The sequence below is a fragment of the Micropruina sp. genome (genome assembly GCF_047606365.1).
Lineage (GTDB): Bacteria > Actinomycetota > Actinomycetes > Propionibacteriales > Propionibacteriaceae > Micropruina.
The window spans coordinates 1-11,686 of the sequence record NZ_JASGEN010000064.1; the positions used below are offsets into that span (position 1 = coordinate 1).

The following is an 11,686-nucleotide window of genomic DNA, read 5'->3' on the forward strand; positions in this document are numbered from 1 at the left end:
ACCGTCCGCGACCGGATGACCACCCAGGACATCGAGGCGATCACGCCGCAGACCCTGATCAACATCCGTCCGGTGTCGGCGGCGCTGAAGGAGTTCTTCGGAACCTCGCAGCTGTCGCAGTTCATGGACCAGACCAACCCGGTCGCCGGCCTGACCCACAAGCGCCGGCTCTCGGCGCTGGGCCCGGGCGGTCTGTCCCGCGACCGCGCCGGCATGGAGGTCCGTGACGTCCACCCGTCGCACTACGGCCGGATGTGCCCGATCGAGACCCCTGAGGGTCCGAACATCGGCCTGATCGGTTCGCTGGCGTCGTTCGCCCGGGTGAACGCGTTCGGCTTCATCGAGACCCCGTACCGCAAGGTCGTCGACGGCAAGGTCACCGACCAGATCGACTACCTGACCGCCGACGAGGAGGACCGGTACATCATCGCGCAGGCCAACGCGGCGCTGGACGCCGACGGTGCCTTCGCCGAGGACCGGGTGCTGGTCCGGCTCAAGCACGGCGATGCCGACGAGGTCGCTGCCGCCGACGTGCAGTACATGGACGTGTCCCCGCGCCAGATGGTCTCGGTGGCCACCGCGCTGATCCCGTTCCTCGAGCACGACGACGCGTCCCGCGCACTGATGGGTGCCAACATGCAGCGCCAGGCGGTGCCGCTGATCCGCAACGAGGCGCCCTACGTCGGCACCGGCATGGAGTACCGCGGTGCGGTCGACGCCGGTGACGTGACGGTCGCCGAGAAGCCCGGCGTGGTGACCTCGGTCAGCGCCGACATCATCGACGTGGCCAACGACGACGGCAGCTACCGCAGCTACCGGCTGGCGAAGTTCACCCGCTCGAACCAGGCCACCTGCATCAACCAGCGTCCGCTGGTCGCCGAGGGTGACCGGGTCGAGGCCGGCTCGCCGCTGGCCGACGGTGCCTGCACCGACAACGGCGAGATGGCGCTGGGCCGCAACCTGCTGGTCGCGTTCATGCCGTGGGAGGGTCACAACTACGAGGACGCGATCATCCTGAGCCAGCGACTGGTGCAGGACGACGTGCTCACCTCGATCCACATCGAGGAGCACGAGGTCGACGCCCGCGACACCAAGCTGGGCGCCGAGGAGATCACCCGCGACATCCCGAACATCGGTGAGGACATGCTCGCCAACCTCGACGAGCGCGGCATCATCCGGATCGGTGCCGAGGTCGGCACCGGCGACATCCTGGTCGGCAAGGTCACCCCGAAGGGCGAGACCGAGCTCACCCCGGAGGAGCGGCTGCTGCGCGCGATCTTCGGTGAGAAGGCCCGCGAGGTTCGCGACACCTCGATGAAGGTGCCGCACGGCGAGACCGGCACGGTCATCGGCGTCCGGGTGTTCGACCGCGAAGAGGGCGACGAGCTGCCCCCTGGTGTGAACCAGCTGGTCCGCGTCTACGTGGCCCAGAAGCGGAAGATCTCCGACGGCGACAAGCTGGCCGGACGCCACGGCAACAAGGGCGTCATCTCGAAGATCCTGCCGGTCGAGGACATGCCGTTCCTGGAGGACGGCACCCCGGTCGACATCGTGCTCAACCCGCTGGGCGTGCCCTCCCGGATGAACGTGGGCCAGGTGCTCGAGACGCACCTGGGCTGGGTCGCCAAGACCGGCTGGGACGTCGCCGACGTCGACGAGCCCTGGGCCGACCGGCTCAAGGAGGTCGGCCTGGGCCGTGTGGAGGGCGATGCCCGCCTGGCCACGCCGGTCTTCGACGGCGCCACCGAGCACGAGATCGCCGGCCTGCTCGAGCACGGCCTGCCGCAGCGCGACGGGCTGAACCTGGTCGACGCCGGTGGCAAGGCGCAGCTGTTCGACGGTCGCTCCGGTGAGCCCTACCCCGAGCGGGTCGGTGTCGGCTACATCTACATGCTGAAGCTGCACCACCTGGTCGACGACAAGATCCACGCCCGGTCCACCGGTCCGTACTCGATGATCACCCAGCAGCCGCTGGGCGGTAAGGCGCAGTTCGGTGGCCAGCGGTTCGGCGAGATGGAGGTGTGGGCACTAGAGGCCTACGGCGCCGCCTGGGCGCTGCAGGAGCTGCTCACCATCAAGTCCGACGACGTCCCGGGCCGGGTCAAGGTCTACGAGGCGATCGTCAAGGGCGAGAACATCCCCGAGCCGGGCATCCCCGAGTCGTTCAAGGTTCTGGTCAAGGAGATGAAGTCGCTGTGCCTGAACGTCGAGGTGTTGTCCTCCGACGGCCAGGTCGTCGAGCTTCGTGATTCCGAGGACGACTTCCGCTCCGCCGAGGAGTTCGGAATCGACCTGTCCCGCCGTCCGGGTGCCGACTCGTTCGCCGCCCTCGACGAGGTCTGAGTTCACGCTCAGTCGCAACCAACTCAGATCAGTTTTCGAAAGAAGAGAGAAAACACACGTGCTTGACGTCAACTTCTACGACGAACTGCGCATCGGTCTGGCCACCGCGGACCAGATCCGCGAGTGGAGCCACGGCGAGGTCAAGAAGCCCGAGACGATCAACTACCGCACCCTGAAGCCCGAGCGTGATGGGCTGTTCTGCGAGAAGATCTTCGGCCCCACCCGCGACTGGGAGTGCTACTGCGGCAAGTACAAGCGGGTGCGCTTCAAGGGCATCATCTGCGAGCGCTGTGGCGTCGAGGTGACCCGCTCCAACGTCCGCCGCGAGCGGATGGGTCACATCGAGCTGGCCGCCCCGGTCACCCACATCTGGTACTTCAAGGGTGTCCCGAGCCGGCTCGGCTACCTGCTCGACATCGCGCCGAAGGACCTGGAGAAGGTCATCTACTTCGCCGCGTACATGATCACCGCGGTCGACGTCGACGCCCGGCACCGCGACCAGCAGTCGCTGGAGGCCAAGGTCGAGGTCGAGCGCAAGCAGCTCGAGCAGCGTCGCGACAACGACGTGAACACCCGGATGGCCAAGCTCGAGGAAGACCTCGCGCAGCTTGAGGCCGAGGGTGCCAAGGCCGACATCAAGAAGAAGGTCCGCGACGGCGCCGAGCGTGAGCTGAAGGCCGTCCGTGACCGCGCGCAGCGTGAGATCGACCGGCTGGACGCGGTCTGGACCCGGTTCAAGAACCTCAAGGTGCAGGACCTCGAGGGCGACGAGATTCTCTACCGCGAGATGAAGACGCGCTTCGGCAAGTACTTCGAGGGCTACATGGGTGCCGAGGCGATCAAGAACCGCCTGGCCACCTTCGACCTGCAGGCCGAGTCCGAGTCGCTGCGCGAGACCATCGCCACCGGCAAGGGGCAGCGCAAGACCCGCGCCCTGAAGCGGCTCAAGGTCGTCTCGGCGTTCCTGAACACCGTCAACAGCCCCTCGGGCATGGTGCTGGACGCCGTCCCGGTCATCCCGCCGGACCTGCGTCCGATGGTGCAGCTGGACGGCGGCCGGTTCGCGACCTCTGACCTCAACGACCTGTACCGCCGGGTGATCAACCGGAACAACCGGTTGAAGCGACTGCTCGACCTGGGCGCGCCCGAGATCATCGTCAACAACGAGAAGCGGATGCTGCAGGAGGCCGTCGACTCGCTGTTCGACAACGGCCGCCGCGGCCGTCCGGTGACCGGTCCGGGCAACCGTCCGCTGAAGTCCATCTCGGACATGCTGAAAGGCAAGCAGGGCCGGTTCCGCCAGAACCTGCTGGGCAAGCGCGTCGACTACTCGGGCCGTTCGGTCATCGTGGTCGGCCCGCAGCTGAAGCTGCACCAGTGCGGCCTGCCCAAGGCGATGGCCCTGGAGCTGTTCAAGCCGTTCGTGATGAAGCGGCTGGACGACCTGAACCTGGCGCAGAACATCAAGAGCGCCAAGCGGATGGTCGACCGGCAGCGTCCGGTGGTGTGGGACGTGCTCGAAGAGGTCATCTCCGAGCACCCGGTGCTGCTCAACCGTGCACCCACCCTGCACCGCCTCGGCATCCAGGCCTTCGAGCCGCAGCTGATCGAGGGCAAGGCGATCCAGATCCACCCGCTGGTCTGCACCGCCTTCAACGCCGACTTCGACGGCGACCAGATGGCCGTGCACCTGCCGCTGTCCGCGGAGGCGCAGGCCGAGGCTCGCATCCTGATGCTGTCCACCAACAACATCCTGAAGCCGGCCGACGGGCGCCCGGTGACCATGCCCACCCAGGACATGGTGATCGGTCACTACTTCCTCACCATGGAGCAGCCCAAGGGCCTCGGCGCGGGCCGGGTCTTCGGCTCGGTCGCCGAAGCGATCATGGCGTTCGACCGCGGCGAACTGGCGATCGGTGCCCCGTGCACCATCCGGTTCCGTGACATCGTCGCCCCCGAGGGCGTCGAGGCACGCGCCGACGGCAGCTTCCTGCTGGCCACCACGCTGGGCCGGGCCCTGTTCAACGAGGCCCTGCCGACCGACTACGCGTTCGTGAACGTCGAGGTGGGCAAAAAGAAGCTGGGCCAGATCGTCAACGATCTCGCCGAGCGCTACCCGAAGATCGAGGTCGCGGCCACCCTGGACCGGCTCAAGGATCTGGGCTTCCGTTGGGCCACCCGCTCCGGCGTCACGGTGTCCATCTCGGACGTCCAGACGCCGCCGAGCAAGCCGGAGATCCTGGCCTCCTACGATGCGCGGGCGTCCAAGATCACCAAGCAGTACGAGCGCGGCAAGGTGACCGACGAAGAGCGGCACCAGGAGCTGATCCAGCTGTGGACCGACGCCACCGCCGAACTGACCGCGGCGATGGAGGCCAACTTCACCCGGGACAACCCGATCTTCATGATGGTGCACTCCGGCGCGCGAGGGAACATGACCCAGATGCGCCAGATCGCCGCCATGCGAGGCCTGGTGGCCAACCCGAAGGGCGAGATCATCGCCCGGCCGATCAAGTCCAACTTCCGTGAGGGCCTGTCGGTGCTGGAGTACTTCATCTCCACCCACGGTGGCCGGAAGGGCCAGGCGGACACCGCGCTGCGGACGGCCGACTCGGGTTACCTGACCCGGCGTCTGGTCGACGTCTCGCAGGACGTCATCATCCGCGAGGAGGACTGTGGCACCGAGCGCGGCCTGACCAAGGTCATCGCCGAGGAGGGCCGGACCGGCAAGCTGGTCGCCGCCCGCAACGTGGAGACCGCGGTCTACGCCCGCACGCTGGCCACCGACGTGGTCACCGCCGAGGGCAAGGTGCTGGTGCAGGCCGGGGTCGACCTGGGCGACGTCAACATCAAGAAGCTGCTCAAGAACGGCGTCTCCGAGGTCAAGGTGCGTTCCGTGCTGACCTGTGAGGCGGCGTCCGGTACCTGCGCGATGTGCTACGGCCGTTCGCTGGCCACCGGCAAGCTGGTCGACGTCGGCGAGGCGGTCGGTATCGTCGCCGCGCAGTCGATCGGTGAGCCCGGCACCCAGCTGACCATGCGTACCTTCCACACCGGTGGTGTGGCCGGTGACGACATCACCCAGGGTCTGCCGCGTGTGGTCGAGCTGTTCGAGGCCCGGCAGCCCAAGGGCAAGGCGCCGATCGCCGAGGCCGCGGGTCGCGTCCGGATCGAGGAGGGTGACCGCAACCGCAAGCTGATCATCGTCCGCGACGACGGCGAAGAGGATCTGGAGTACGTGCTGCCGCGCCGGGTTCGCCTGGAGTGGGAGGACAACAACGGCCTCCGGCATTCGACCGCAGACGGCGATCACCTGCCGGCCGGTGCCCAGCTCTACGCCGGTACCCCGGATCCGCAGGACGTCCTGCGGGTGAGCGGTCTGCGCAAGGTGCAGGAGCACCTGGTCGAAGAGGTGCAGGCGGTGTACCGCACGCAGGGTGCGCCGATCCACGACAAGCACATCGAGATCATCATCCGGCAGATGCTGCGCCGGATCACGGTGATCGAGTCGGGTGACACCTCGATGCTGCCCGGTGAGCTGGTCGACCGGAACACCTTCGAGACCCAGAACCGCCAGATGGTCACCGAGGGTCGCATGCCGGCCCAGGGCCGTCCGGTGCTGATGGGCATCACCAAGGCGTCGCTGGCCACCGAGTCGTGGCTGTCGGCGGCGTCCTTCCAGGAGACCACCAAGGTGCTCACCGACGCGGCGATCCACGCCAAGTCGGACAGCCTGGTGGGTCTGAAGGAAAACGTCATCCTGGGCAAGCTGATCCCGGCCGGCACCGGCCTGGAGCGGTACCGCAACATTCGGGTCGAACCGACCGCGGAGGCCCGGGCGGCTGCCTACGAGCTCAGCTACGACCCGTACGACTACGACATCGCCAGCAGTGGCATGAACGTGTCGCTGGACGAGTTCGACATCGGCGACCTGCGCTGAGCGATCGCTGACGAACGGCCCCGGGGGGATACCCCGGGGCCGTTTCGCGTCCGCCGTCCCCGTATCGCCCTAACCCCCTCCCTAACTACCTGCGCCCTCCCACATGCGGGAGGGCGCAGGTAGTTAGGGAGGGCCCTACTGGTGGTGGACGGGGGCCTGCGGGCGCCGCGTCCGGACGCCTAAGGTGGGCGGCATGAAGATCGTTGCGCACAGCGACCACGCCGGGGTGGAGCTTCGGTTGGAGATGGTCGAGCAGGCTCGTGAGATGGGGCACCAGGTGGACGACCTCGGCCCGGCGGTGGGTGAGAAGGTCGACTACCCGTACGCCGGAGCAGTGGTCGGGCACAAGGTGGCCGCGGGGGAGTACGACCTCGGCATTCTGGTCTGCGGCACCGGGGTCGGCATCTCGATGGCGGCCAACAAGGTGGCCGGCGCCCGCGCCGTGGTCTGCTCGGAGCCGTACACGGCCCGGCTGTCGCGCCAGCACAACGCGTCAAACATCGTCGCGGTCGGCGAGCGGGTGGTGGGTCCCGGCGAGGCCCGGATGATCGTGGAAGCCTTCCTGACCACCGAGCCGGCCGGCGGACGGCACGCGCAGCGGGTCGAGATGCTGAAGGCGCTGGACGGAGACATCAGCCTTGAGGACCTGCGCAAGATGGGGCCCGCCTGTACCGGCTGAGTAGATCGCGCGAACGTCCGTCCGAACGGGGTGCGCTCGGCGATGAGCCGTGTCACCTTTTCTCCAAAGAAGCCGTTCTTACGGTGCTATCGTCCTGCTCGTGACGCAACTACGGATCTCAGAGGCTGCGTCCCTTCTCGGGGTGAGTGACGACACGGTGCGTCGCTGGGCCGAGCAGGGACGCCTCAGCCTTTCCCAGGACGCATCGGGTCGCCAGGTCGTCGCCGGTGCGCAATTGGCTTCGCTCGCCCAGGAGTTGGCCAGCAGGACCGATGCGCTGGACCCGGCGGCGGGGCATCGCTCGGCCCGCAACCACTTCACCGGACTGGTCACCAAGGTCACCTCGGACGTGGTGATGTCTCAGGTCGAACTGCAGTGCGGCCCGTTCCGCGTCGTGTCGCTGATCTCCACCGAGGCCGTCCGGGAACTCGGGCTCGAGGTGGGTTCCTTGGCCACCGCCGTGGTCAAGGCGACGAACGTGACCGTGGAGGCATTCCGATGAAGAGATTGGTGGGCGTGATCGTCGCCTTGGTGCTCGGCCTGGCGGCGAGCGGTTGTGGTAGCAGTGGCAGCCCGGCGTCCAGCGAGAAGACCCTGCAGGTGTTCGCCGCCGCGTCGCTGAACAAAGTGTTCACCGAGCTGGGCGGCCAGTTCGAGGCGGCCCATCCCGGGGTGAAGGTGAAGTTCAACTTCGACGGATCCTCGGGCCTGGTCGATCAGCTCAAGGGTGGCGCCAAGGCCGACGTGTTCGCCTCGGCCGACGAGAAGAACATGGCCAACGCCGTCGACGCCAAGCTGACCACCGGCTCCCAGACCATCTTCGCCCGCAACGTGCTCACCCTGGTGACCGCGCCCGGCAACCCGAAGAAGATCACCGGCATGGATGCTTCGTTGGACGGCAAGAAGCTGGTCGTCTGCGCGCCCGAGGTGCCCTGTGGCAACGCCACCAACCAGCTGGCCAGCAAGCTGGGCGTCACGCTGAAGCCGGTCTCCCAGGAGAGCAAGGTCACCGATGTGCTCGGCAAGGTCACCTCGGGTGAGGCCGACGCCGGCATCGTCTACGTCACCGACGCCAAGGGCGCCGGTGACAAGGTCGAGACGGTGGCCATCAAAGGCTCCGATCAGGTCGTGAACAACTACCCGATCTCGGTCCTGGCCAGCGCCCCGCAACCCGACCTGGCCGGTGAGTTCGTGACCCTGGTCACCTCGCAGGCGGGCAAGGACGCCCTGAGCGCGGCGGGCTTCGTCACTCCGTGACCCGTCCCGTGCCCCGCTGGATCGGGGTACTCGCCGTGACCGGGGGCCTGCTGCTCGGCGTGCCCCTGCTGGGTTTGCTGTTGCGCGTCCCGTGGTCGCAGGTACCAGCACTACTGGCCGGTTCCGCGGCCCGGGACGCGCTCGTGCTCAGCTTGCAGACCTGCCTGGCCAGCACCGTTCTCTCCCTCGTCCTGGGCCTGCCGGTGGCGCTGGTACTGTCCCGGCTGCGCGGCCACTGGGTGGCGGTCGGACGAGTGGTGGCGACGGTGCCGATGGTGCTGCCGCCCGTGGTCGCCGGACTGGCCCTGCTGGTCACCCTCGGACGCCGCGGGCTGGTCGGCCAGGTGCTCAGCCTGGGCGGCATCGAGATCGGCTTCACCACCGCCGCGGTGGTGATCGCGCAGACCTTCGTCGCGATGCCGTTCCTGGTGGTCGCCGTCGAGGGTGCGCTGCGCAGCATCGACCCGGACGCCGAACTGATGGCGGCGACGCTGGGCGCCGGGCCGTCCCGGGTGCTGTGGCAGGTGACGCTGCCGGCGCTACGTCCGGCGATCATCTCCGGCGCCAGCCTGGCCGCCGCCCGGGCACTGGGGGAGTTCGGGGCCACCATCACCTTCGCCGGCTCACTGCAGGGCACCACCCGCACCCTGCCGTTGGAGATCTACCTGCAACGCGAGGTCGACACCGACACCGCGCTGGCATTGGCCGCGGTGCTGATCGCGCTGGCCGCCCTGCTGGTGCTGGGCACCACACTGCTCAACCGGGGGAGGACGGCATGACCGGTCTGAAGGTCGAGGTCGACCTGCCTGAGCGTGGCGTCCGGCTGGAACTGAGCGTGGCGCCGGGGGAGACCTGTGCGCTGATCGGGCCCAACGGCGCCGGCAAGTCGTCCGTGCTCGAATCCGTGATCGGTGTGCTGACGCCGGCGTCCGGTCAGATCCGGCTGGACGGACGTGTGCTCACCGGCCCGGGCATGAAGGTGCCGGTGCACCGGCGACGGGTCGGCTGGCTGGCGCAACGTCCGCTGCTGTTCGAGCACCTCACGGTGCGCGACAACGTCGCGTTCGGCCTGGTCGCGAACGGGCAGCGCCGCGCCGACGCCCGGCTGCGAGCACTCGACGAGCTCGAACTGGTGGGCGCCCGCGAGCTGGCCGATCGGCGGCCGAGCCAGCTCTCCGGTGGCCAGGCGCAGCGGGTGGGCATCGCCCGGGCGCTGGCCGCCGAACCGGACGCCCTACTGCTCGACGAGCCACTGGCGGCGATCGACGTCCAGGGCGCAGCCGAGATCCGGCAGGTGCTGGCACAGCGGTTGCATGCGCTGGCCTTGCCGGTGCTGCTGGTCACCCACGACCTGATCGACCTGTGGCGGCTGGCCGACCGCGTCGTGGTGCTCGCCGACGGGCGGATCGTCGAGCAGGGCAGCGTGGCCCAGGTGATGCGGCGTCCGCGCAACGAGTTCCCGGCCAGCCTCGGTGGACGAAACCTGATCTCCGGTGTCGCCGCCGGATCGGAGTCGATGCGCGCCGACGGCCTGGTGGTGCACGGGATTCCCGATGCCCCGCTAGGCACCGGCGTGCAGACGCTGGCGCTGATCGAGCCGGCCGCGATCGCCGTCCACCGGAACCACCCGGAGGGCAGCCCGCGCAACGTGTGGTCGGCGCAGGTGAGTGCGGTGGAACCTCGCGGGGACGCCGCCCGCTTGGTCTGCGCGGCGTCCGGACAAATCCTGACGGTCGACCTGACCGCCGCCGCGGTGGCCGAACTCGCGCTGGTCCCGGGCGCGCCGGTCTGGCTCTCGGTCAAGGCCAGCCAGGTGCTGCTCTATCCTCGGTGATCCTCCACCGGCAGCTCGAGATCGAGGTCGAACGCTTCGGTGATGGCGCGGGCGAGGTCGGCCTCCTGATCCCGATGAAGCGATCCGACCTGATGGCGCAGAAGAGCCTTGTCGATGGTCGCGATGGAGTCGCAGTTGACCGCTGACTCGTGGTCGAGGCCGTTGCGGGGGCCGAGCAGAACCTCGCTGGCCAGCCCGCGCACCCGCGAAGTGATGGGTGCGACGGTCACGAACCTGCGGTGCTCGCGGACGGCCTCGCGGGTGAGCACGAGCACTGGCCTGACCTTGTCATGGGGGATGTCGGCGAGATGGATCGGGTGCATCAGTCCAGCTCCGACCAGGGGGCGGCGATTGCGTCGCCACTCGCTTGCTGCCAGCCGGTCAGCTCTGTGTTCTCGCCCTCGGCGGCGTAGATCGCGGCGTCGGCCTCGGCCCTGCGCCGACGGGCCTCGCGGCGCAGTGCGCGCGTGATGACGGCCGCGCGGCTGATGTCTGCCGCGGTGGCCTCCTGATCGAGGAACGCGGCGGCGTCATCAGCGATCCGGACAGTGATCTGAACGGTCATACCGCCAATATACCGCATTGGTATGATGGTGCCGGGACGCAGAACTGGGCCCGAAAGTGCTCGGGACGGCGCTCGGGCGGTGCTGTTTTGCACCTCGTGCGCACACCCGGTAACCTTGGTGGTTGTGTTCGGGCGACCGAACCATCCGTGTGTGCCCGTCGCGACGACTAGCCGTCTGTGACGCGACACCCCAACAGCGAATCACGTTCGCCAGGACGTGCCTTCAACCACGACGGAAAGTGATACCAGCCGGTGCCCACCATCCAGCAGTTGGTCCGCAAGGGCCGCACTGACAAGGTCAGCAAGAACAAGACGCCCGCGCTCAAGGGCTCCCCGCAGCGCCGTGGCGTGTGCACGCGTGTGTACACCACCACCCCGAAGAAGCCGAACTCCGCGCTGCGCAAGGTGGCTCGTGTCCGGCTGTCCTCCGGTGTCGAGGTGACCGCGTACATCCCCGGCGTGGGCCACAACTTGCAGGAGCACTCGATGGTGCTGGTGCGCGGCGGCCGTGTGAAGGACCTCCCCGGCGTGCGCTACAAGATCATTCGCGGCTCGCTCGACACCCAGGGTGTCAAGAACCGCAAGCAGGCTCGCAGCCGTTACGGCGCGAAGAAGGAGAAGTAATGCCGCGCAAGGGCCCCGCACCGAAGCGCCCGGTCGTCGTCGACCCCGTCTACGGCTCGCCGCTGGTTTCGCAGCTGGTCAGCAAGATCCTGCTCGACGGCAAGAAGACCGTCGCGCAGAACATCGTCTACTCCGCTCTTGAGGGCACCCGGGCCAAGACCGGCGTTGACCCCGTGCAGACTCTCAAGAAGGCACTGGACAACATCCGCCCCGCCGTCGAGGTGAAGAGCCGCCGCGTCGGTGGCGCCACCTACCAGGTGCCCGTCGAGGTGAAGCCCGCTCGCGCGACCACCCTGGCGATGCGCTGGCTGGTGAGCTTCTCCCGCGCCCGTCGCGAGAAGACCATGACCGAGCGGCTGATGAACGAGCTGCTGGACGCGTCCAACGGCCTGGGCGCCTCGGTCAAGCGTCGCGAGGACACGCACAAGATGGCCGAGGCCAACC

At 68.2% G+C, this 11,686-nt stretch carries 11 protein-coding genes; 9 read left to right on the top strand and 2 right to left on the bottom strand.

Annotated features, from left to right (window positions below; translation table 11 throughout):
- The 7 genes from QM624_RS07660 to QM624_RS07690 form a co-directional block, all read left to right on the top strand.
- Positions 1-2,343, top strand: a 2,343-nt coding sequence (locus QM624_RS07660; protein ID WP_415090428.1) for a DNA-directed RNA polymerase subunit beta, incomplete at its 5' end; no start/stop codon positions are given.
- Between the two features lie 58 nt (positions 2,344-2,401).
- A complete protein-coding gene (locus tag QM624_RS07665) occupies positions 2,402-6,283 on the top strand; it encodes a DNA-directed RNA polymerase subunit beta' (RefSeq protein ID WP_415090430.1) in 3,882 nt (1,293 codons plus the stop codon).
- A gap of 193 nt (positions 6,284-6,476) precedes the next feature.
- Positions 6,477-6,962, top strand: a complete 486-nt coding sequence (rpiB, locus tag QM624_RS07670) for a ribose 5-phosphate isomerase B (protein WP_415090432.1) — start codon at positions 6,477-6,479, stop codon at positions 6,960-6,962.
- 100 nt (positions 6,963-7,062) lie between these two features.
- Positions 7,063-7,464, top strand: a complete 402-nt coding sequence (locus QM624_RS07675; RefSeq protein ID WP_415090434.1) for a TOBE domain-containing protein — start codon at positions 7,063-7,065, stop codon at positions 7,462-7,464.
- Complete coding sequence (gene modA / locus QM624_RS07680) at positions 7,461-8,219, top strand: molybdate ABC transporter substrate-binding protein (protein ID WP_415090436.1); 759 nt, start codon at positions 7,461-7,463, stop codon at positions 8,217-8,219. The genes QM624_RS07675 and modA overlap by 4 nt, the downstream gene beginning before the upstream one ends.
- Positions 8,216-8,998 (top strand): ABC transporter permease, encoded by a 783-nt coding sequence (locus QM624_RS07685; RefSeq protein ID WP_415090438.1) that lies wholly within the window; start codon positions 8,216-8,218, stop codon positions 8,996-8,998. The genes modA and QM624_RS07685 overlap by 4 nt, the downstream gene beginning before the upstream one ends.
- A complete protein-coding gene (locus tag QM624_RS07690; RefSeq protein ID WP_415090440.1) occupies positions 8,995-10,053 on the top strand; it encodes a sulfate/molybdate ABC transporter ATP-binding protein in 1,059 nt (352 codons plus the stop codon). The genes QM624_RS07685 and QM624_RS07690 overlap by 4 nt, the downstream gene beginning before the upstream one ends.
- Here QM624_RS07690 and QM624_RS07695 read toward each other — a convergent pair.
- Entirely contained in the window at positions 10,041-10,376 is a 336-nt protein-coding gene (locus tag QM624_RS07695) for a type II toxin-antitoxin system PemK/MazF family toxin (protein ID WP_415090442.1), read from the bottom strand. The genes QM624_RS07690 and QM624_RS07695 overlap by 13 nt on opposite strands.
- Positions 10,376-10,618 (bottom strand): hypothetical protein, encoded by a 243-nt coding sequence (locus tag QM624_RS07700; RefSeq protein WP_415090444.1) that lies wholly within the window; start codon positions 10,616-10,618, stop codon positions 10,376-10,378. The genes QM624_RS07695 and QM624_RS07700 overlap by 1 nt, the downstream gene beginning before the upstream one ends.
- Positions 10,619-10,870: 252 nt before the next feature.
- Here QM624_RS07700 and rpsL point away from each other — a divergent pair, with 252 nt between their 5' ends.
- Complete coding sequence (gene rpsL / locus QM624_RS07705) at positions 10,871-11,242, top strand: 30S ribosomal protein S12 (protein ID WP_020488528.1); 372 nt, start codon at positions 10,871-10,873, stop codon at positions 11,240-11,242.
- On the top strand, positions 11,242-11,686 hold a 445-nt coding region (gene rpsG, locus QM624_RS07710; RefSeq protein WP_415090446.1), incomplete at its 3' end, for a 30S ribosomal protein S7. The genes rpsL and rpsG, both read left to right, overlap by 1 nt.

What these genes read in the sequence shown, in the direction of transcription:
- rpiB (WP_415090432.1), top strand. Translation starts at nt 6,477, where the DNA reads ATGAAGATCGTTGCGCACAGCGACCACGCCGGGGTGGAGCTTCGGTTG.
- modA (WP_415090436.1), top strand. Translation starts at nt 7,461, where the DNA reads ATGAAGAGATTGGTGGGCGTGATCGTCGCCTTGGTGCTCGGCCTGGCG.
- QM624_RS07690 (WP_415090440.1), top strand. Translation starts at nt 8,995, where the DNA reads ATGACCGGTCTGAAGGTCGAGGTCGACCTGCCTGAGCGTGGCGTCCGG.
- QM624_RS07695 (WP_415090442.1), bottom strand. Translation starts at nt 10,376, where the DNA reads ATGCACCCGATCCATCTCGCCGACATCCCCCATGACAAGGTCAGGCCA.
- QM624_RS07700 (WP_415090444.1), bottom strand. Translation starts at nt 10,618, where the DNA reads ATGACCGTTCAGATCACTGTCCGGATCGCTGATGACGCCGCCGCGTTC.